We start from the raw sequence: 20,221 nt of genomic DNA on the forward strand, positions 1-20,221 counted from the left end.
GGTCGAGGCACGCAATTCGATCCGCCCGGGCTGGTGGTGCCGCCGGGATCGGCCTCCAGGCGCTCGGGAAGTAGCGCGGCAGGTCGACCAGGCGAATCGGGGTCGAAGTGAACATTCGCGCGGGAGCCGGAGCTAACGAGTTATCGCGCATAGCCGCGCACTATGCAGTCGAGACTCGGGACCCTCGGTGGAAGCAAGTCTGTTTGGCGACGGACTCCACCACAGACCGAGGGCCTCAGAGCGCCGAACGAACACATCATTCTCGATGGCGCTCTGAGGCCCTCAACCAAAACCTTGTGTACGGCGGCGGCCGCCGCGGTGGGGCTTGTGCTGGCCGTGGTCGCAGGGTGCACGACGCAATCGCCGGCAGCCCAGGCCGACCGGGAACGCAAGGCCGCGGGTGTGGTCCTGTTCAAGCTCCACATGAACAGCGACCTGTGGAGCCGGACCAATCAGGAAAAAGCCATGTTCCACACGCTGAAGATCGAGAAACCGAAGAACATCGCGGCACCCGAGATCACCATTCACGCCGGACCGGCGTCCACGCCGACACCTTCGGGGCCCGCTACGTCGACTCCGCCTCGTCGGGTTGATGCTGTTCTACAGCGAATACCTCGCCGCAGCCGGATGATCCGACCCGTACCGAAGAGCTACGGATCTTGGTTGCGATTGCATGTGAATGCCCCTCGTCACCCCCGCCACCTGGCAGCAGGAAACCATCGCCATATTCCGCTGCGAGTCACAGCACGCCGGGGGCGGTGTACGCGCATCCGTAGCCTGGACGGGGTCGAACCAGCCATGCGATTGAGGGGGACGTGTTGAACGACTACGGCAGCTTTGCGACACAGCCGTTGCCGATCCAACGACTACCGCGCGCCGTCGCCGAGCCGGTCAAGTTGAAAGGCGTTGGCGGCGAAGGGCGTACGGATGCCGCGGGCCTCGCCCGTGCGGGCGGGCATGTGGCTCTGGCCGGCGTGGTCAGCAGGGTTTCAGGATTCGCTCGAACGATCGTGGTGGCTGCGGTGCTCGGGACCGCAGCGGTCGGCGACGCCTACAACGGCGCGAGCAATCTGCCGAACATGCTCTACGAACTGCTTCTCGGGGGCGTCCTGGCCAGCGCTGTCGTGCCCATATTGACCAGGGCTCGACGCCAAGGCCGCAAGCGGTCCCGCGAGTTCACCCAGCGGATGATGGTCGCGGCAGTGCTGGCTTTGGCAGTGGTCACCGTGCTCACGGTGGCGTGCGCTCCGCTGATCGTCCGAGTGTTCGTGGCCGACCCCGAACAACGGCATCTCGCTACCTGGTTGGCATACCTGCTGCTGCCGCAGATCTTCTTCTACGGGGTATCGGTCGTCGTGGGCGCAGTGCTCAATGTCCGCGACAGCTTCACCACCGCGGCATGGGCACCGGTGATCAACAACGTGATCGTGCTGGCTACGTGCGGGGTGTTCGTTCTGCTTCCGGGGGCGGTCACCCTGACGCCTGCCTCGATGACCGCCGCTCAGGTGCTGACCATAGGGGTCGGTACGACCGCGGGGATCGCGGGGCAAGCCGCCTGGATTGTTGCGGCGTTGCGGCGCAACGGTTTCGCGTGGAGCTGGCGAGTACGGCCACTGCCCTACACGTGGCGTCCGGTCTGCTCAGGACTGCCGATCCTGGGGTGGCTGCTGGTGTATGCCGCGATCAGCCAGATCGGCGTCGCGATCACCATGCGGGTCGCCTTCGACCACGGCGGTGTATCCATCTACACCTACGCCGAATTGTTGTTCCAGGTTCCCTACGGCATTCTTGCTGCCTCTGTACTGACGGTGCTGATGCCACGCATCTCCCGCGCCGCTGCGATGGGCGATCACGCCGCGGTGATTGCCGATCTCTCCCGCGGTGCCCGCTACCTGTCTGTGGCGCTGATCCCGGTCACCATGGCAATGAGCCTGCTGGGCCCCGGATTCGCCGCGTTGGTTTTCACCGGTCGAGTTGATGCCGACGCCGCCCGGCTGATCGGCACGGCAGTGGCATGCTCGGCGTTCGGGCTAGCGCCGTTCGCGCTGGTCATGCTGCAAATGCGAGTGTTCTACGCCTACAACGACACTCGAACTCCCACCGTGATCAACATAGTCATGGTGGTGACCAAGGTAGCCGTCCTGGTGCTGACGGCGACTGTCCTGACCAGCCACGTCGTGATCGTGATGCTCAGCGTCGCGAGTTCGCTTGCCTATGTCGCCGGTGCGGTGACCGGGCACATCTTGTTGCGTCGCCGGTACGGGTTGCTCGGCTTCTCCGCCGTCGCTGCTGCCGTCGGCCGCGTCATGTGGGCGACCGTGCTCGCCGGCGCCGCTGGACTGGCCGCGATCGCACTCACCCACCGGACAATCGGGACGCCGACCATCGAACAGCTCATCACCCTCGCCGCAGGAGCTACGGTCGGTACAGCGGTGTTCCTGCTCGCTGCACGAGTGATCGGAATTCCTGAAATCCGCACAGCGCGAACCATGCTGATTCGTTCGTGACGCCCCGGAGGTAGGCCGTGCCGAACACCCTCTAGAACAGAGTGTCGCGGACTCGTAGTGGCCGGTACCCGGTCGGCCCGAGCTGAGCCAACTCAGCGTCGATATCGACCTCGATCGCGCCGAAGAAATTGATGTTCTCCGAGTGCCCGGGCGAGATATGGGCCAGCACATCAGCGTCTATGCGGCGACCCTGCCGACGCATCTGGTCCACCGCGAGCCCGTAATACTCTGTGGTCCAGGCGATTACCGCGTTCGTTGCCAGGGTCAGGCACCAGGCTTGTTCGGTCTGGGCTTCCAGGTGCCGGGCGCGGAAGGTGAGGTTGCCCCGGATTCCCGGACGGATTGATCTCCCCCCGGTTTTCCGGAATCAGCGGTGAGGCGATGCGGGCTGGAGGGTGAACGTTTTCTCGAAGTCTAGGGGTGAGTGCCAACCCAGGGCAGAGTGACGTCGGCGGCGGTTATGGAAGCCCTCGATGTACTCGAAGATGGCGTTCGCCAACTCGACTTGAGTGTTCCATCGCTGTCGGTTGAGCAGCTCGACTTGCATTCTGGCCCAGAATGACTCGACAACAGCATTGTCATAGGCATCGCCGATCGTGCCGAGTGAGGGCAGCAGCCCGGCGCTCCGAGCGCGTTGGGTGAAGGTCGGGGAGGTGAACTGAGCGCCGTGATCGCCGTGGATGATCGCCCCCGCGACGTTCCCTCGGGAGTCGATCGCCATTCCCAGCGCGTTGGTCGCTAGGTCGGCCGTTGCCGCGAGTCGATGGCCCAGTCGACGACGCGGCGGGAGAACACGTCCAGGACCACACAGCAGTAGAGCTTGCCTTCCCGTGCCAGGTCGGTCACGGTGACCCCTGCGGGCACTTTTTCGCCTTGCGCCGCAGCGGAAGTCCGGACAGTCCGGCCCGGCTCATCAACAACTGGACAGTATTGCGACCCACCGTGATTCCATGGGCGTGCACCAGCTCGGCGTGAACGCGCGGACCGCCATAGGTTTGGCGGGAGGCCAGATGGATCTGCCCGATGAGGTCGGTCAGCCAGGCATGCCGAACCGCTCGCCTGGACGGCGCCCGGTCGCGCCACTCATAGTAGCCAGATGCGGACACACCCAGGTCGTGGCAGGCTCGTCGGACTCGGACGCCGTCATCGTGGAGTTCGGCCACGAGACGGTACCGGTCTTTTGGGGGCACCACCTGCTCGACGGCCGCGGCGGCCTTACCCAGGATCTCGACCTCTTCCTCGAGATCGAGGATACGACGTTTGGCAGCGGCCAACTCCTCCGATTCGGGCCGGCTGACACCGTCCTTCAGTCCCTGGTCGATGAAATCCTGCTTTTCCAGTTGTACAGGCACGACTCGGCGATCCCCAGCGACGCGGCGACGTCTACAACCGTACGCCCAGACGTGACCAACGCCAGCGCTTGGCGGCGGAACTCCGCCGGATACGGCTCCGGCACAGATGACTCCTTCAGATACCAAGGCAGCCAGCATCTCTCAACAAACCGTTCCGGAAAACCGGGGGAAGATCACGGTGTCCGAAAGACCGAGGCAACCTCAATTCGCGACCAACGTGTGCCGAGATTCGCGATCAGAACCAGCGATCGATCCCAACGTCTCGACAGCCGCGTCCGCTGCTACATCGACGTTGCAGTGCATCAGAACTGTGACCGGGTGTGTTCACAGGCTGCGGCGATCAAATAACACAGCCAAAACGGGGGGTAAACGGGGGCCCGACACAAAAACAGGTCAGGCCCGGTCTTAGACCGGGCCTGACCTGCTAATTTTGTGGGCCCGACGTGTCAGCATACGAACCGAACCGTGCTGGTAGACGGCCCCGAAATCGCAGTTCGCCCCGTCGACACTCAACGCGCACAGAACAGTGACCGGCACACGAACGTCCGGTCCCTCGGCCACTCGCCCCAACCGCACGCCCTACGACGGCGGCTCACAGCCACCGACAGAACCCGGATTATCGCGGCGTACGAAGCCGGCTCATCCACAAACAAGCTTGCCAACGAATGGCAACTCGCCAAAGGCAGCATCCTCACCATCCTGCGTGACAGCGGCACAACTATCCGCCAGCAGCGACGCCTAACCCCCGACGAGATCGACCATGCCATCACCAGCTACCACAACGGCGAGTCACTCGAACGAATCGGCAAACGCCTCGGCGTCGCACACACCACCATCCGCACCACACTCCAACGCCGCGGAATCCCCCGCCGCAACTAACGCCCGGACCGAGCCGTGACACTGCGTGTGTCGGTTCGAGCCCCAGCACGGCTCGTACAGGATCTACACCGCATTCTCGCCCCCTCGAGCTGCTCATATCCGCTGACGCCGAGCTGGTAGTCCGACGACACCGTCATCGTGGCTGACGACGGTCAGTTATGAACCGCGCTGGCGGCGCGAAGCGCCGCGCCCGCAGATCATCCCAGCGTCCGGCGGGGGATTGGCTGCCGTGCCCGCACCACGGTGGTGAGGCGAATCATCCCCGCGTACGCGGGGAGCACGCGACATTCTGTCCTTGCATGTTCTGCTCATGAGGATCATCCCCGCGTGCGCGGGGAGCACAGACCAGCTGTTCAAATGGGCTGGGGCACAAACGGATCATCCCCGCGTGCGCGGGGAGCACGACCCGGATCCAGCCTGCCCGGCTTGGCCGCCGGGATCATCCCCGCGTGCGCGGGGAGCACCGCGTGGCGCGTGCTGGCCGATCGTTCCGTATCGGATCATCCCCGCGTGCGCGGGGAGCACTCCACCCGAGGCGATCGTTCGCCATCCTGGCGGCGGATCATCCCCGCGTGCGCGGGGAGCACGGCCCGCGCCCGGCTGGCCCGATCGCCCGCGGCGGATCATCCCCGCGTGCGCGGGGAGCACGCTACCGGCACGTCGACGTCGACGATCACGAACGGATCATCCCCGCGTGCGCGGGGAGCACCCCGATGCGGCCGCGCTGGTGGCCGAGCTGGCCGGATCATCCCCGCGTGCGCGGGGAGCACGCGCCTCCCCCTCCCCCCTTGAGATTCAACTAGTACTTAAAGGATCATCCCCGCGTGCGCGGGGAGCACGCCGTCACGGCCCAGATGGAAGGGCTCAACACCGGATCATCCCCGCGTGCGCGGGGAGCACGAAGGGTTTTCACTCGATCTTTATCCACAGGGTGGATCATCCCCGCGTGCGCGGGGAGCACGTCGCAGGAGTGGGCGAACATGGCGTCCAAGACGGATCATCCCCGCGTGCGCGGGGAGCACCGCGCCTTGATCCGCGCCAGCGGCTCGCCCTGCGGATCATCCCCGCGTGCGCGGGGAGCACGGGTTCAGCTCCTCCTGCACGTCCAGGATGGTCGGATCATCCCCGCGTGCGCGGGGAGCACTCGCTGAGCCGGGGGGGAGGCGGCGTAATGGATCGGGATCATCCCCGCGTGCGCGGGGAGCACTGAACTCTGGGGTGGTGTCGTCCACGATGTCACGGATCATCCCCGCGTGCGCGGGGAGCACGATTCAGGACCATCGAGCTCACCTCCTCACAAAGGATCATCCCCGCGTGCGCGGGGAGCACGTCAACCGCGGGTCCAGGCGCCCGGCCGGGTCGGGATCATCCCCGCGTGCGCGGGGAGCACGACAAGCGGTACCGGCCCCCGGTCTAAGACATCGGATCATCCCCGCGTGCGCGGGGAGCACATGATGCTCGGGCACAGGTGGGTGACCATCGCCGGATCATCCCCGCGTGCGCGGGGAGCACACTTGTTGACCTGGCGGTTCACAACCGCCGGGCCCATTTTTGATTCGGTTTGTATTTGGTCTGTGCTGGGTGCGGGGGCATCCCCGGAACCGCTATTTGGGTTTGAACTTGCGTCGGGCTGTGCGGCGGCGCCAAACAGTCTCGGATTGGTGTTCGGCTTGGTTGGATGTGCCGCGGGTTTTGGCGGAGGAAGGTGCTTGGGCGGCAGGGATGTAGTCCGGGACTGTCATGCGACGCATCAATGTCAGGCCGTCGTAATCCACCGGTGTCCAGTCGTGGCCGTGGACCTTGAATGCGAGGCGTTGTTCGTTGCGGGCGGTGTACACCATGATCGCTCGTCCTTCGGCAACGAATTCGATGATGCGCTGCCACATGAGTTCCCGGACACGCGGGGAGATGTTCCCGACGAACACGCCGGGACTGATTTCGAGGAGCCATCGGGTGAGGTGTCCGCGCAGTCCCGGGGGGACGGCAGTGAGAACGACGGTGGTCAAAAGTCGTCTCCGTATCCGACTCCGCCAGCCACCGAGGCGTCTCGGTCGTCCCATAGCGAGATTACGTCGAAGTCGAGTTCTTCGAAATCTGTTGTTTCGAGGCTGCTTTCATCACGGAGCAGCTTTTGTATGTCTCGTGCGCATCGTTCCAGGAGCTTGCCGTTGTAGATCGCGTCGCGTACTCGCCGGCGAGTCGCCGCGCTGAGTTCTTCGGGCTCTTCGGCAGCGATATCGAATGCGATGGGGATGGTCAGTTCGGCTTTGTAGAGGTCTGCGATGTCGTAGACGAAGGAGCGGTGGTGGCCGGTGTGGACGAACCCGAGGGCGGGTGAGCATCCGAGGGCGACGATGACCGAGTGCACGAGCCCGTAGAGGGCGGAGTTCGCTGCGGAGAGCGCTTGGTTGATGGGCTCACCCGCGTCCCAGTCGTCTTTGTCGTAGTTTCGCCGATTCCATTCGACGCCGGTGCGTTCGGCGTGCTGGCGATAGACCGTTCGTACCCGGGCGCCTTCGCGTCCACGTAGCTGTTGCATCAGCAGCCCTGACACGTCTTCGTTGGGGAAGCGCATGGCATACATCGCTCGGGCGACCTGCAAGCGTGCCCGGGTGTTGGTCACCGCCCGAGCTTGCGCTTCGAGTAACCGTGATGAGCGTGCGAGCGAGACGCCGTGCGCGTAGTAGCGCACGCCGCGCTCACCGACCCACACCACGGCCGATCCGTTGTCGGACATCAACAGTGTTGTACGGCGGGGCATCATGCAAGACAGCCTGTTTCGGGGGAACGTCAGGCGACGCGGTGTCACGGTTGACGTACCGGTGCCAATGTAATCAGCCCGCAGCCGTAGCCTTTCGCTCTCCCGATACCGCTGATCAATGTGTGACGAAGCCTTTCTGCGTCCGAAATGACCAGCACGCCTTGAAATGTAGCGATTGATAGTGAGACTTTGGCCCGGTCGCGTTTGAATTGCAGACCTTGCCGACCCTGTATCGTGACATCCTCGATGCCGTGGGGTTCAGATTTGGCCAGTTCGAAGCCAAGTCCTTCGGCGCGGTTTCGGAGCCAGTCGAGCTGTTCGGGTTCTTTGAGTCCGCGGGGCTTGGTATCTTTGTCGGGTGCGGTTCGAACGTTGCGGACGGGGTTTGCGGTGAGACGGAAGTGCCAGACTTGCCCGTTGGCTAGGCGGTCAAGCAGCGGCGTGTAGCACCGTGTGACCCAGGTGTCGGTCGTGGGCCAGCCTGCTTGTTCGACGATGTGGGTGAAGTCCGGCTGCGCCGGGCTGACTACATACAATTCGGCCTTGTGCTCGCGTATATCGGTGCGCCACAGCACTCTTCCGCCCGTTGGTGTGGTCAGCGGCGCGGTCGGCGGGAACGACGACATTACCGCGGCGTGCATGACTTGCGGAGATGATAAGAGTTTCGAGGTACCGCGGCGGGCTTGGTTAAGCGCAATTCTGGACAGGTACATCATTCGCCTTCCAGTACAGCGAACGGATCGTGCAGATAGCTTTCGTTACCGTCCGGGTTACGAACTGTTGCTGTGTCGTGGATTATGTTGCGCCACTCGTACTTACGCTGTTCTGGGTCGAAACTGATCGGCAGATCGCGGATCCGTTCGCCGAGCGATTCGGGGTGTTCTCCGTCGATCGTGTCTCGAAAGATCTCGAGGTGCAGCGTTTTGGGTTGGCGGCGGCGGTACCAGGACGCGGCCAGCCACGACGTCGTGCGCAATGTGTCGACAAGCGTGGCCTCTTGGATCTGGTCCAGTACGAGCGGGCCGGCGACTGGGCAAGATCGCCTGCCCAGATAGAGCGGAAACGCGGGTCGCAGAAGAGCTTGGCGCAGCCCATCGAGGACATCTCGAGGCCCTTCGAGCACGGCGAGGAACGCTGCGTCGGCGAGGTAATACCGTTGCGAGAGCGGGTATTGAACTGTTTCATCCAAGCTGACGGCGGTTTGGAAGTCCCTGAGCATGGTGCCGCGTTGGTCCACCCGGACACCGAATCGCAATGCAGCCAAGTCTTCGAGCGGCTCGGTGCGCCGTCGGCCAAGAGCTGCCGCGATCAGCCCCAATACGCCGCTCTTTGTAGGGAATTGGAGCGTCTCGCGACGCGCGAATCGGCTCCGATGACCCCATGCTTGTAGAGGTGCGGCCAGACGCAGTTGCAGAACGCTCATTTCATCGCGCCGAGATAGTCCTCGACCTTCGCGGCTACGGCGTCCACTGCGCTGCACAGGGACTGCGGTTCGCTCAGCTCTGACAGACTGGTGCTGGTCGAGTTCGAGACGACCACGTAGTTGGTGGCGGAACCATCGCCGTAGGAGTTCTCGATCGAGGTAAAGGTATCCACCAGTCTCCGGGTTGCTGCGGTCGAGCGTGCTGTGCCTGGTTGGTCTACGGGGTCTTCGAAGGCGTTCACCAGATTGATTGGCTGGTCTGTGCGCAAACTGATGAGGACGGCGTCAGGCAGTGTCCGGTTGGCGAAGGTGTTCTGTTTGCCGGTGGGCATGCTCTTGACGAAGGCATCGAGAAATGTTGCCACCGAGTGCTTTGTGACGACGTCGTCGCCGATGTTCTCCCGCAGTAGGGCAACGTTTACGGTGGCATACCGGTACAGGGTAGATGAGTTGAACTCGACTACTCCGATCATGCCTGCTCCGGCGTTGTCCGCGGGGGCCATGTCGTCGACAGCGGTGAAGTAGTCGAACTCGTTGTCCACGGCGTGGACGCTGATCGCATGCGCGACCTGCGCGGCGGCGTCGATATTGAGATCGGAAGCGTCTGCGACCATACGCCCGAACAGCGCGACGTCGATGCTGTTGGCGCCGGTCGCGGCCTTCTTGGCGGCCGCCTTGGGGATTGGGGATCCTGTGGTCGCGGATTCGGCTGCCAGCGCCGCGAGTCGGTCGATCTGCGAGGAGCTGAGAAACAGGAGGTATTTCGACTGTTCGACGTCTTCCGGTGCGCCCTTGGCCCGCTTTTCGACGGTGATTCCTGCTGCCGACAATGCCTGTGCGGCAAGCTTTTCCGGTTCGGGAAGGGCGTCATCGAGTTTGGCGATGCGGTCGGCGACCAGCTCGACTATCCGTTTGGTTCGAACCCCCAGGGTCGCGGGATCGAGCAATCGGCGGAACTCTTGGCGGGTGGCCCGCTTCCACGCTTGGCTGGACACTCGCGCTCGACGGACACCTCCGTAGGTCGCGGTCTTGGGGCTACCGGTGTCGTCGCGGTTGATGTTGCTCGGGGGAACTGTCTGCAGAATATGTACGTCGACGAACAATCTATTCACTGCTGGCTCCTGTCGAGTCGGTCAGGTCGGACGCTGAGAGCGGTTCGGGCTTGCGCCGCTGATGGTGGTATCCCCGTCCCCATTCGAGGCGGACTTGGTCGGCTTGTTTGTGGTCTTGTAGGCGGCGGAGATCGCGAGCCAGGCGTCCGTAGTCGAGTGGTATTGCGGCGGATCGGAATTGCCTGATCAGCCCTCGTAGGTGGATCAGGCCGCTGGACAGGCTGGATGCCGCGATCAGGGCGTGGAACCGGGCCTGCACGGCGGCGTCGTTGGCGGTGGTGAGGCCGAGGCGGTAGACCGCGTGTCCGATATTGTTGCCCTCGCGATGTGTTCTGATCCGACTCGATTGCTGATGTAGCGCGTGCAGAGTGATCGCATAGTGGGCTGCGCATTCCCATTGCGTCGGGTCGGCATCCAGCGGTGCGATCAGGGTCTGAGGGAGATCTTTGAGCGTGTACTCCCAGACCTCCTGGCGGCTACCCGGCGCCGCGGTGACAGCGCGACGTAGTTTCGCAAGTGCTGCGGCTGCTCGGGTATCGTCATTCAAGTGTCTCGACTGCATCATCGAGACCGTTCGCCGAACAAATGCCGCCAAATCGTCGTCCAGTTCCACCATGGTGGGTCTGGTCATTGCTTCTCCTCTTTGCCGAGCACTGGTCGATGAAATGCCGCCGGAAGCGCGGACCGAAGCAGATAGAAGAACCGCCCTTCCGCACGGGCCGCATCCATGTAGCGATCCCCGATTCGCCGCCCGACCCGTGCTGGCGTTCCGGCGGTATCGATGAGTTCTCTAGCGATTCGCACAACTTCCCGCCGCACGGCCTCCTGCCAGTTCCGGTCATAGAGTTCGACATCTGCAGCCGAGGCAAGCCCGGCAAGCCATCTCCGGTAGGAAGATTCGAGGATGAAATAGCCGCGCTCGCGTGCATGGCTGCGCGCGAGGGTCGGCTCTCCGCCCGCCGCGAGCGCTAGATCCCCGGCCAGCGAGGCGAGGATACCGACGGAGTTCTCCGCTGTCTTGATCGCGTCGAGCGCGCACATCCGTAGATGCGGGTCGCTCGACAACAACGCGACGCGGAATGTCAGCGAGTCGTCGACAACCTCACCGACTACGGCCTGGTTGTTCACGTACTCCATCCCGGTCGCGTGCAACCGAATTAACTGGGTCACATCGAGTTTGCCGTCCTCGACCAGTCTCGACGCCCACTGCACGAGGCCTGGCTGCACCGGAGCTCCGCGGTCATTCTTTGATTGCCCCTGGGACAGTAGGGACGCGAGGCTGCGCCACAGCCCTCTCTCCACGTGGTGAGTCAAGGGGTAGTGGCGATCCCTACCGGACTTCTTGGTCTGCACCTGGCTGAACCGCCAGGCTGTCATAGGCTCGAATCGCTGTTTATTGAACGGTTCCAGCGGATCACCGTTGCACAAGACAACGCCGGTGACTGCCTTCTCCTCGGCGACGAGACGGATCCGTCTGCTCTGCCAGGTGAACAGATCCGCAGGGCCTGATGGCTCGGGGTCAAGCCGGACCGTCGGCCCTGCAGGTGGACGTTCCCACGCTGGTTTGTCTTCTTTCGGGTATGGGTTGTCATCGAGACCGGCGAGTGCGGTATTGAGAATGAGAGTCTCGGCGAGATTCGCGCCCTCCCAATAGATCCCGCCGAGTTGGCCGGTCCACGCGACCCCGATCGGATATCCTCGTCCGCCTTTCGCTCTCGGGTCGCCATCAGCGCCCGATTTGATCCCGGATGGATCAAATGCTTGGGCGTGCACGAGCCATCTCGCTGCCTCGGCAAAGGTGATGGCCTCCATGTGTCGGCCGCCACGTGAGGTGAAGTACTTGTGCCCGTTGGGGACATCGGCGATCAGGACATCAAGTGTGCTGGCGCCCTTGTTGATACGGAGGTCAGCTACCTGGAAGAACGGCGCGACGGGATCGAACAGGTTGAATCGAGTCTTGTGATCGTCGAGGTATTGGTCGATCTCGGCCAAGGGCAGGGCATCATCGGTCCACAAGGACTTCCACACATCGGTCGGCCGTCCCGATCTGTCCCTGATGCTTCGACGCAGGATGGCCAGCAGCAACCGCAGGATCGCGAATGTCTGTGTTGGGATCTCGCCGCTGAGCGTCAAAACTTGAGGGGCGTCGCGGAATACGGCACGAAGCGATAATTCGCGGGCCCTCGGCTCCAATTGACTACCGGAGCTGGCAGTGCTGCCAGTGTCGTGGTAGATCACTGGAATCCAAGGGTCATTGAGCAGGTCGAAGCGAGGAGGATTTGATTCCGGTGCCGACTCGACAGTCACTCGGGCCCACTCTCTGAAGTTACCGTCAGCCCCAGCAGCGGATCGTAGTGCAACCGACGTCCGGCAACCTTTGCTTGAAACTGCTCATCGAGCACGAGTGCCAGCTCGTTCCGCAGCCACGGCGAGTAGCGCCAACCGCGAGGACGGTTCTGTTCCAGCTCTGTTTCCACCCTGCTGATTCGCCCGTAGTTGGTCAATGAGTTCGGAAGCCGGATCGTGCATCCCGCCAAGGCTTTTGCCATCGCCGCAGATGGAGCACGATCTGTAGGAATCGGATCTGCGCCAAAATCTGCAATGTTGGGAAGCATCCGGATCCTGCTTCCGGCTCGCTGCACAACGATCGCCTCGACGCTCTCGTCGGTGTCGCGGACCTGAGCCTGACCACCAGCGCCATCCGCGTCCCTCGCCGGCGCATCCAATATTCCCGACAGGGACACCCGGTCGACCACCGAGGGCAGCAAGTAGTCGCGAGCACGGGCGACCTGATCCTGGATATATGCCGCCCACCGCTCATCAGCTTGGGCGATGGCTTCTTCCCACGATTCAGGAGCCGCCAACTTCTGTGCATAAGCGTCAGCAACGAGCGTGGGGACATCTCCTGGCAGCGTCACCAACTTTCCAGCGAAATGCTCGTCAAGAACGGCTGCAGCTCGCAGAAGACGCGACGCGCCGTACACCGCGACCGATCCCTGAACCAGCGGCGGCAGATTCGCCCCTCCGACAACCCCCCGAATCAGGCAGATCGGTGCCGCGACTCGGGCAGGCCGCCGAGGTCGATCGTGGCGATGCAAACGACCCATACGCTGCAGTATCAGGTCTACCGGCGCCAAGTCGGTGATCAGGAGGTCGAAGTCGATGTCGAGAGATTGCTCGACCACCTGGGTAGCGACCACGATCAGTCGCGTCGGCCGTTTCCCCTTTCCTGGCGGGCCCAACAGCTTGCGCAGTCTCGCCTCGAGCCGGGTGCGATCAGCAGCAATGAATCTCGAGTGCAGCAACATCAGCTGGGAATCAGCAAAGACACGCTTCCCGAACTGCTTGGCGCGCAGCGCAGTAAACATTGCTTGGGCCCGGGCAACTGTGTTGCAGACAATTCCTACGCAACCGCCCTCGGTGAGGAGGTCCCGCAGCTTTTCCACGACAACGTCCGGGTCGTCCTCGAGTCGGTCGAGCGAAACCCTTAGCGAACGATCTGAGGGCTCGACAGCGACCGTGCGGACGTCGACAGCTGAGCAGACAGTCAGGCACGGGTAGGACGAGTCGATTTCCACCGGCTGCGCAGAACCCTTTGACGCACCCCGTCGATACGCGTCGATCAACGTATTCCTCTGCGCTGGTGGCAATGTCGCCGACAGCAGCAATACGGGCACCTGATAGGCGCCGAGCCATTCCAGGCATCGCGCGAGGTAGGTAGACATGTAGCTGTCGGCCGCATGTACCTCGTCGATGACAACGACCTTGTTCGCCAATGCCAGGTGACGCAGCATCACGTGCCGCACCTTTAGTGCCGCGGTGAGGACTTGATCGATCGTGCCGACAACGAAGTTCGACAGCGGCCCCTTCTTTCTGCCGGCCAGCCACTCATGCACGACCACCGCGTCCTCAGCGCAATCAATACCGATCGCATCCAGATGCCCTTGCCCGAGCCGGACGAACGCGTCGTTCAGTGCAGCCTTTCCGTGCGCAAGGAAGACACTTCCCGCAGGATCCGGAAGCCGACCGGCCCACTCCAGCACGCGACCGAACATCGCATCCGAGGTCGCCATCGTCGGCAGCGCCACGAAGACACCTCCGAATCCGAATCTGCGCGCCAAGATCTCGGCCGCCAACAACGCCGCCTCGGTCTTGCCCTCCCCCATCGGCGCCTCAATGATCATCAACCCAGGCTCGGACACCCGCGCGGCCAGTCGAACAACCTCGAGCTGTAACGGGTGCGCCGTGGCACCTGGCGGCAACTTGAACCGCTTGGAGAGTAGGTCCGCTTCGCCTACATCGCAGTGTGGCTGCCACGGCGCCGGAAGCCCCAGGTCCTTCCAGACTCGATCCGCCGTCAAAGGATCGCGCCCCTCCACCAACGGAAACAGACTGTCATTGCTGGCCAGCCAATCCGCGACGATCACCGCGGCCGTCAACAACATCTGCACACCAACCGGCAGCGGCGTTCCTCTCCAATCAGGGAAACGCTCAGCGGCCCCAACTGCGCAGGCCATGTACCAGAGCAACTCCGAACGACTCGTCACCCAGGCACCAGAACCCAGCTTTGATGTCGCATACCGAGCCATTACGGCCTCCGAGCCCGGCGGAACACCGTGATGGCTGCCTGCAACAGTGGCAAACGTTGCAGCGACTTCCACCGCCCACCCACACTCATCAACCAGAAACTGCTCCAGCACAACCTGACTGGCCAAGTTGTGCGGCAGATCCCGGCGATTGGCCACCGGATACTTCAATGGCAGCCCGCTGCGATCCATCCGCTCGGCCAACGGCCACACCTGACAAGCAAACGCGGGCGTCAACTTCCCGACGTCATGCACACCAGCCAGCCAACTCAACAAGATCCGTCCGTCCACCTCACCACCCGGCAAAGCCTCCGCAAGCACCCGTCGTGTCGCCGTCGGCAACCACCGATCCCACACCAAAGCGCCCACCGCTGCCGCATCCAGCGAATGCTGAACCAACGACAGACTGCTCCCCTGCCGCTCCTCACTCTTGGCCCACGCCGACCGCGTGGCCGCGCTCAACCCCAAACCGACACCCCCTCTTCGATGTTCGCGGAACCCAAGGACAGCTCAACCACCTTCGCATCCCCCACTGACACGTTCTGCGCGCGAACCGGCAGCAAGAATATGTGACACAGATCGAGATCGACTACATATTCACGACTTTCGGATGTAGATCAACAATTGACAGCGGCAGATGGGCTGACCAATCACCAGACACCCCCGGCCAGGAACTCGAATCTGTTGCCTAGGTGCGCTTTCGAGCAAAGAGGAACCCGTAAGGTCGGTTTCTTGCTTCTAGTACGGAGGGTCCGTAGCGTACGCGGCGCTCAGGAAGCGATGAATGTCTAAGGATTTGAAGTCGTAGGGAAGCGGGGGACGGTGAGGCCCAACATGTACGTGGACGAGACAAAGAACGGCGCGTTCAGATTGGCCGCTCTGGTCACTGCACCGGACCGCCACGACTTTCTATGCAAGATGCTGCGGCCGCAGTCGTCCCGCAGCCCCAGCACAGTTCATTTCTTCCGCATGGAACCCAAGGCTCGACGGGCGTTCGTCACACTCATCGTGTCGCTGAGGCTGGACTGCCGCGTCTATGAGTGCTGGCAAGGATCAGACGTCCAGGCCCGCTCAGACTGCCTCAGCGCGCTGGCAGCCGACGCAGTCGATCTCAACGCCCGTGAGATCGTCCTCGAACGTGACGATTCGAATGTCAAGCGAGACCAGAGAGTACTTCGGACTACGCTCAGAGACTCCGACATCTTCTTCCGCCACGCTCGCGCCCGCGAGGAACGCCTTCTCTGGGTTCCCGACGCAGTGGCGTGGTGCTGGCAGAAGGGAGGGGAATGGAGAACACGGGTGGAACCGATTGTTTCCGACGTCCGCCAAGTTGAGTAATGGATCGCACCAGATCTAGATTGGGGTCTCCCCGATCACACGGGGATGATCCGGTCTACGGAATCGAAGTGGTTGATTCCCCGCGTATGCGGGGTTGCAAGTCGACCTGCCATGGAGGGCAGGTCGGATACGTCGTCTTTTCACAGCGCGACGACGCAGAGTCCGCGCAGAACGCTCCGCCTGCTGGGTCACACCGGTGCTCGACTCCAATGTCGAGCACCGGTCACACATTTGGCGTGCCGGTGCCTTCGTACTGAACCGGCCGGGGGTGGCTTGGCCTCCAAGATCATGCCCCGCTAGGAATCGCACGGCGCACCGAGCCGCGTCTGGCGCACACACCGCGCTACTCCACCAACAGCTCGACAACACTCGGCGCAAGCCACCGATCGAACAGATGACCGGCAACATCAGCGGAGTCGTCCATGTGCTGCCACAGCGGCAACCACTCACCAACAGCGTTCGGCGACTTCGCCCACACCGATCGAGCAGCCTCGCTCAACACCAAGACCGACTCCCTTACGAAAGAATCCGCCCCGAATCCCGGGAACGCACAACACTGTCGCATCTCCCACTGATAAGTTTGCTGCGCCTCCGGAATAGCGAGAAGCTCAACAACTTCCAGCAAACGCTACTCGCGAAACCACCTACATGAGCGCACTTCCAGCAATGCACAACAGAAACATCGAAATGACCAACTGACCGGTTCTCCAACCTCGGCAACCGACGTCTACCAAGCACAGCACGCGCTACACCCAACACGGCGAGCACAAATTCGCAAACTCGCCCCCATCAGCCAGGTATGGATTGCCCGCGTGCGCAGGCAGCACGCACGCGACATCTCGGCGACCGACCATCTCTTGATCGGATCATCCCCGCGTGCGCGGGGAGCACGCTCACGGTCGCGATCCGGTGATCCGTTTCCCCGGATCATCCCCGCGTGCGCGGGGAGCACACTTGTTGACTGGGAGTTCTCTTCGAGTCGGCCGACTTTTCGATCGGTTTCTCCCGGCGACCAGAGTCCACAGACTTGGTCACGTCTCGCCTTCTTCTCCGCTAGCTCATCGGGCTTGGGCCCATTCTCGTTCGAACTCGTCTTGTGGTATTTCGACGGCGTCGAATTCGGGCTGGCTTGCGATCTCTTCGACTGGGGCGATGGGTATCCCGGCTAGGTCATGTCTCCCAATAGTTTGAGCCATTCAACTACAAGGGCGATGACGATCCCGGCGCGGTAGGTCAAGGCGAGTTTGTCGTAGCGGGTGGCGACTGCGCGCCAGTGTTTGGCCTTGTTGAAGGCGCGTTCGACGACATTGCGGCCCTTGTAGGCAGTCGAGTTGAACGCTGGTGGTCGCCCACCGGCACGACCGCGGCGTTTCCGGTGGGCGACCTGATCGCTTCGTTCGGGAATAACGCAACAGATACCTTTGCCACGCAACAGAGTTCGGTTGCTTGCTGAGGAATATGCCTTGTCCGCGAGCACCTGGTCTGGATTGCGGCGCGGTGGGCCGCCACCCAGCCGCGGCACGGCGATCGCCTCGGGCACCGCTGGCATCATCGGTGAATCACCTGCCTGGCCCGCACTGAGCAACACCGCCAGACCTCGGCCGTTGCCGTCACTAGCCAGATGAGCCTTCGTCGTCAGCCCGCCCCTGGACCGGCCGACCGCGTGATCAGCCGGCTCATAACTCACCATCCGGGCTGGGGCTCGTGTCCTTGCCACGAGAGGAATTGGCTCCGTGCTGATGCACCCGCATGATCGAAGAGTCCACCGACACAACCCAATCCAGATTCCCGGTCGCGTCCGCGAGCGCGGTCAACGCAACCAGCACCCGATCCCCAGGTTCCGTCACCGGCATACCGGCGATGCCGCTTCCACACCGTCTGCCAGGGCCCGAATACCTCGGGCAGATCCCGCCACGGCACCCCGGTCCGCAACCGGAACAACATTCCTTCCACCACCAGGCGATTGTTGGTGAAGTTGCGGCCCACCCGGCCATCGGATGTCGGCAGTAACAACTCGAGCAGCTCCCACTGCTTGTCCGTCAGAATCCGATATCGGTCACCAACCGCTGTCACCACGGCGAACATGATGCCCGACCCGACGACCTACCGGGACTCGATCCGCGAAACCCGATTGGGAGACATGACCTAGTCCCGCGGTAGCTGTTTCGTGGTTGTCGTCTGCCCATTCTCGGTGCCCGTCGCGGTAGAGCTGGACTCGGCGGTCTCGTAGTTGTCGTCGCCGACTTCGTGGAAGTAGGTGATGGGTTCTTCGTCGAAGTCGTGGTGCCAGTTGACTTTTACGTACCTCATGGTCAGTTCCTTCCCGATCGAACGATTCGTCCTGAGAGGTCGAGGGGCTCGGTGTTGGGGACGACGAAGACGCCAGGGCGTCCCTGGACGACGGTGAGTCCTGTGACGTCGATTTCCAGGAAGTGCGAGAACTGTTGCGCGACGCGATCACCGGCAAGACCATCCGCACCGCGTTCCGCAACGCCTGGCAGGACGACTACCCCGCCATGCTGAATTTCCTGATGCCGCAATATCTTTCCGATTCGGGAAGCAACGACATCGGCTACGTCAACACCGAATTCGACAAGGTGATCGCCACCGCGCTGGCCGCGCAGACTCCCGAGGAGTCCTACGCACTCATCGGCCAGGCGCAAGCCTTCCTGTACCAGGACATGCCCGACGTCCCGGTGTTCAACGACAACAACAACGCCGGACATTCGGACACGGTGCGCCAGGTGAAACTGACCTGGAACGGCCTCTTCGCCTACGAGGGCGTCGAAAAGTAGTCGCCGATGAGGCGGGTAAGGTCGCAGACGCGACCTTACCTGCTCTTCCGGGGCGGGCGGACCACCGTGCGCGTCCTCGCGTCCGGGATCTCATCGGCGAACCACCCGAAGCCGACCGAGCCAGGTCGGGAGCACGGTGCCGATTCGGCGGGCACGCGGGGCGGTGGCACCGACCACGGCGTGCGGGTTCGCCGCAACCCGCCGCAGTAAGGCAGTGAGTTCGGCCAGCACTTCAGTGACGGCGGAGTCGTCGTACTGAGTGGAATTCGCATCGATACGGATGCCGACCCGGCGGTCGCCCGGCAACTCGTACACCGAAACCAAAAGGTCGTCCACCGCCCCGTAAGACAAGGGCTCCATCGCACTCGTCGCATCGCCGAAGCGCGGCGACTCCAGGAAAGGCACCAGATTTATCGCCGGACCCAGTGGATTACGCACGTGACCGGACAGCCCCACGTCGGCAATGACATCGGACAAGGGGTAGCGCGAGTGCGTCATACATTTCGATACCTCGTCCAGGAACGCGGCGACGAAGCTGGAGAACCGGCGATCAGCCATGGTTGCCACTTTTACCGGGACCATGTTGGCCAGCATCCCCACTTCAGATCTCGCGAGCCCCGATCTGTTCGCCGCGACGTATCGCAGGACGAATTCGGAGCTGCGCGCACAGGTCGAGAAGTACGCCGCGACTGCGGCGGAAACGAATTGCAGGACCCACACTCCCAGCTGATCCGCAGCCAGTCGCACCGATTCCCCCGCCGCGTCGGACAGCACCAGCTCTTTGGTCTTCAGGCCGTCTTCGGTACCGTCACGCGCGGACGGGAGCGCGGGCGGCTCAGGAACAACGTCGAGATAGTCCGACCAGAATTGGCGATCCGCAATCCGCTCGGCGGAATCGAGATACTCCTCTTCTTCGCGCACGATCCTTTCCGGTCCGGCGAACGGGGTATCACCAACCGGGTCGCCTGCCAGCAAGGCAGCGTAGATCTGCGCCACCCGGCGGATGAAGATCATCGACCCGTAGCCGTCGATCACCAGGTGGTGCGCGGCCAGAAAGAGCAGGTGCCGGTCATCCGCGATCTTGATCAGGCCGACGCGGTGCAGCTGGTCCGCCGCCAGGTCCACCGGGGCGGCGAGGATGCCGCTGACCAGGTCACGCCCGCTGCGCTCCGGATCCTCCGATCCGCTCAGGTCGTAGTGCGCGGGACAGCAGACCACGTCGGTACGCCTGCGCTGCACGACTCGCCAATCCGCGACCTCGAAATTCACATGGAGAGCGCCCGCTTCAGTTTCGGTTGCCGCTAGCGCTGCAGACATCAGATCGGAATCAATGGGCCCCGTCACCCCCCAGACCACGGAAATCACGTTCTGTAACCGCGGTGCCAGGGACTGGGCGAGCCATAATCCTTCCTGCGGGCGCGTGATCGGAAGCTCGCCCGCAACGGGCCTTCCCACACCGACTTCCATC

General features: G+C 62.9%; 19 protein-coding genes, 2 pseudogenes and 1 CRISPR repeat array. Of the genes and pseudogenes, 3 read left to right on the forward strand and 18 right to left on the reverse strand.

Going from position 1 to position 20,221, the window contains the following annotated elements; translation table 11 throughout:
* The first annotated feature begins 815 nt into the window (after positions 1-815).
* Positions 816-2,507, forward strand: coding sequence for a murein biosynthesis integral membrane protein MurJ (gene murJ / locus F5X71_RS27700; protein ID WP_238815504.1), 1,692 nt, complete (start codon positions 816-818; stop codon positions 2,505-2,507).
* Between the two features lie 31 nt (positions 2,508-2,538).
* Here the strand turns inward: murJ and F5X71_RS27705 are convergent.
* From F5X71_RS27705 to F5X71_RS37830, 4 genes and pseudogenes are all read right to left on the reverse strand, one after another.
* Positions 2,539-2,817 (reverse strand): annotated as a pseudogene (locus tag F5X71_RS27705) (Tn3 family transposase); the annotation flags it as partial.
* A gap of 57 nt (positions 2,818-2,874) precedes the next feature.
* Positions 2,875-3,228: a transposase gene (locus F5X71_RS37820; RefSeq protein ID WP_428981402.1), complete on the reverse strand. Its 354-nt coding sequence runs from the start codon at positions 3,226-3,228 to the stop codon at positions 2,875-2,877.
* Between the two features lie 121 nt (positions 3,229-3,349).
* The gene (locus F5X71_RS37825) at positions 3,350-3,859 is read right to left on the reverse strand and encodes an IS3 family transposase (protein WP_428981403.1); all 510 of its coding nucleotides are present in this window, start codon (positions 3,857-3,859) and stop codon (positions 3,350-3,352) included.
* On the reverse strand, positions 3,814-3,963 hold the full coding sequence (locus F5X71_RS37830) for a transposase (protein WP_428981404.1): 150 nt from the start codon (positions 3,961-3,963) through the stop codon (positions 3,814-3,816). The genes F5X71_RS37825 and F5X71_RS37830 overlap by 46 nt, the downstream gene beginning before the upstream one ends.
* 361 nt (positions 3,964-4,324) lie before the next feature.
* Between F5X71_RS37830 and F5X71_RS27715 the strand changes: the two genes are divergently transcribed.
* Positions 4,325-4,738, forward strand: a complete 414-nt coding sequence (locus tag F5X71_RS27715; protein WP_167464653.1) for a helix-turn-helix domain-containing protein — start codon at positions 4,325-4,327, stop codon at positions 4,736-4,738.
* Positions 4,739-4,991: 253 nt separating this feature from the next.
* Positions 4,992-6,250: a CRISPR direct-repeat array (repeat unit 28 nt; unit sequence GGATCATCCCCGCGTGCGCGGGGAGCAC).
* A gap of 92 nt (positions 6,251-6,342) precedes the next feature.
* Here the strand turns inward: F5X71_RS27715 and cas2e are convergent.
* From cas2e to F5X71_RS37840, 13 genes and pseudogenes are all read right to left on the reverse strand, one after another.
* Entirely contained in the window at positions 6,343-6,744 is a 402-nt protein-coding gene (cas2e, locus tag F5X71_RS27720) for a type I-E CRISPR-associated endoribonuclease Cas2e (protein ID WP_174817149.1), read from the reverse strand.
* Entirely contained in the window at positions 6,741-7,475 is a 735-nt protein-coding gene (gene cas1e / locus F5X71_RS27725; protein ID WP_238815505.1) for a type I-E CRISPR-associated endonuclease Cas1e, read from the reverse strand. The genes cas2e and cas1e overlap by 4 nt, the downstream gene beginning before the upstream one ends.
* Positions 7,476-7,543: 68 nt before the next feature.
* Positions 7,544-8,215, reverse strand: a complete 672-nt coding sequence (cas6e, locus tag F5X71_RS27730; RefSeq protein WP_238815506.1) for a type I-E CRISPR-associated protein Cas6/Cse3/CasE — start codon at positions 8,213-8,215, stop codon at positions 7,544-7,546.
* Complete coding sequence (gene cas5e / locus F5X71_RS27735) at positions 8,212-8,922, reverse strand: type I-E CRISPR-associated protein Cas5/CasD (RefSeq protein WP_167464656.1); 711 nt, start codon at positions 8,920-8,922, stop codon at positions 8,212-8,214. The genes cas6e and cas5e overlap by 4 nt, the downstream gene beginning before the upstream one ends.
* The gene (gene cas7e / locus F5X71_RS27740) at positions 8,919-10,034 is read right to left on the reverse strand and encodes a type I-E CRISPR-associated protein Cas7/Cse4/CasC (protein WP_167464657.1); all 1,116 of its coding nucleotides are present in this window, start codon (positions 10,032-10,034) and stop codon (positions 8,919-8,921) included. The genes cas5e and cas7e overlap by 4 nt, the downstream gene beginning before the upstream one ends.
* Positions 10,027-10,665, reverse strand: coding sequence for a type I-E CRISPR-associated protein Cse2/CasB (gene casB, locus F5X71_RS27745; RefSeq protein ID WP_167464658.1), 639 nt, complete (start codon positions 10,663-10,665; stop codon positions 10,027-10,029). Before casB ends, cas7e begins: the two co-directional genes overlap by 8 nt.
* Positions 10,662-12,341, reverse strand: a complete 1,680-nt coding sequence (gene casA / locus F5X71_RS27750) for a type I-E CRISPR-associated protein Cse1/CasA (RefSeq protein ID WP_167464659.1) — start codon at positions 12,339-12,341, stop codon at positions 10,662-10,664. Before casA ends, casB begins: the two co-directional genes overlap by 4 nt.
* Positions 12,338-15,088, reverse strand: coding sequence for a CRISPR-associated helicase Cas3' (cas3, locus tag F5X71_RS27755; RefSeq protein WP_342803743.1), 2,751 nt, complete (start codon positions 15,086-15,088; stop codon positions 12,338-12,340). The genes casA and cas3 overlap by 4 nt, the downstream gene beginning before the upstream one ends.
* Positions 15,089-16,301: 1,213 nt before the next feature.
* Positions 16,302-16,460, reverse strand: a complete 159-nt coding sequence (locus F5X71_RS27760; RefSeq protein WP_238816046.1) for an HD domain-containing protein — start codon at positions 16,458-16,460, stop codon at positions 16,302-16,304.
* 556 nt (positions 16,461-17,016) lie between these two features.
* Positions 17,017-17,154 carry a DUF6881 domain-containing protein gene (locus tag F5X71_RS37835; RefSeq protein ID WP_428981405.1) on the reverse strand — a complete coding sequence of 46 codons (138 nt, stop codon included), beginning with the start codon at positions 17,152-17,154 and terminating at the stop codon, positions 17,017-17,019.
* A pseudogene (locus F5X71_RS27765) lies at positions 17,124-18,031 on the reverse strand (IS5 family transposase). The gene F5X71_RS37835 and the pseudogene F5X71_RS27765 overlap by 31 nt, the downstream one beginning before the upstream one ends.
* Positions 18,032-18,103: 72 nt before the next feature.
* Complete coding sequence (locus tag F5X71_RS27770; RefSeq protein WP_167464662.1) at positions 18,104-18,268, reverse strand: DUF6881 domain-containing protein; 165 nt, start codon at positions 18,266-18,268, stop codon at positions 18,104-18,106.
* Between the two features lie 2 nt (positions 18,269-18,270).
* A complete protein-coding gene (locus F5X71_RS37840; RefSeq protein WP_203218224.1) occupies positions 18,271-18,498 on the reverse strand; it encodes an HYD1 signature containing ADP-ribosyltransferase family protein in 228 nt (75 codons plus the stop codon).
* Between F5X71_RS37840 and F5X71_RS36695 the strand changes: the two genes are divergently transcribed.
* Positions 18,391-18,753: a hypothetical protein gene (locus F5X71_RS36695; protein ID WP_203218400.1), complete on the forward strand. Its 363-nt coding sequence runs from the start codon at positions 18,391-18,393 to the stop codon at positions 18,751-18,753. The two genes, F5X71_RS37840 and F5X71_RS36695, sit on opposite strands and share 108 nt — an antisense overlap.
* A 90-nt stretch (positions 18,754-18,843) precedes the next feature.
* On the opposite strand, the gene F5X71_RS27780 is transcribed toward F5X71_RS36695, so the two are convergent.
* The gene (locus F5X71_RS27780; protein WP_167464664.1) at positions 18,844-20,220 is read right to left on the reverse strand and encodes a condensation domain-containing protein; all 1,377 of its coding nucleotides are present in this window, start codon (positions 20,218-20,220) and stop codon (positions 18,844-18,846) included.
* Between the last annotated feature and the right edge of the window lies 1 nt (position 20,221).

The organism is Nocardia brasiliensis (genome assembly GCF_011801125.1).
Lineage (GTDB): Bacteria > Actinomycetota > Actinomycetes > Mycobacteriales > Mycobacteriaceae > Nocardia > Nocardia brasiliensis_C.

Coding starts and splice junctions, on each gene's coding strand:
- cas6e (WP_238815506.1), bottom strand. CDS start 8,215: ATGATGTACCTGTCCAGAATTGCGCTTAACCAAGCCCGCCGCGGTACC.
- F5X71_RS27770 (WP_167464662.1), bottom strand. CDS start 18,268: ATGAGGTACGTAAAAGTCAACTGGCACCACGACTTCGACGAAGAACCC.
- cas5e (WP_167464656.1), bottom strand. CDS start 8,922: ATGAGCGTTCTGCAACTGCGTCTGGCCGCACCTCTACAAGCATGGGGT.
- F5X71_RS37835 (WP_428981405.1), bottom strand. CDS start 17,154: ATGGCTCAAACTATTGGGAGACATGACCTAGCCGGGATACCCATCGCC.
- casB (WP_167464658.1), bottom strand. CDS start 10,665: ATGACCAGACCCACCATGGTGGAACTGGACGACGATTTGGCGGCATTT.
- F5X71_RS27780 (WP_167464664.1), bottom strand. CDS start 20,220: ATGGAAGTCGGTGTGGGAAGGCCCGTTGCGGGCGAGCTTCCGATCACG.
- F5X71_RS37820 (WP_428981402.1), bottom strand. CDS start 3,228: ATGGCGATCGACTCCCGAGGGAACGTCGCGGGGGCGATCATCCACGGC.
- cas1e (WP_238815505.1), bottom strand. CDS start 7,475: ATGTCCGACAACGGATCGGCCGTGGTGTGGGTCGGTGAGCGCGGCGTG.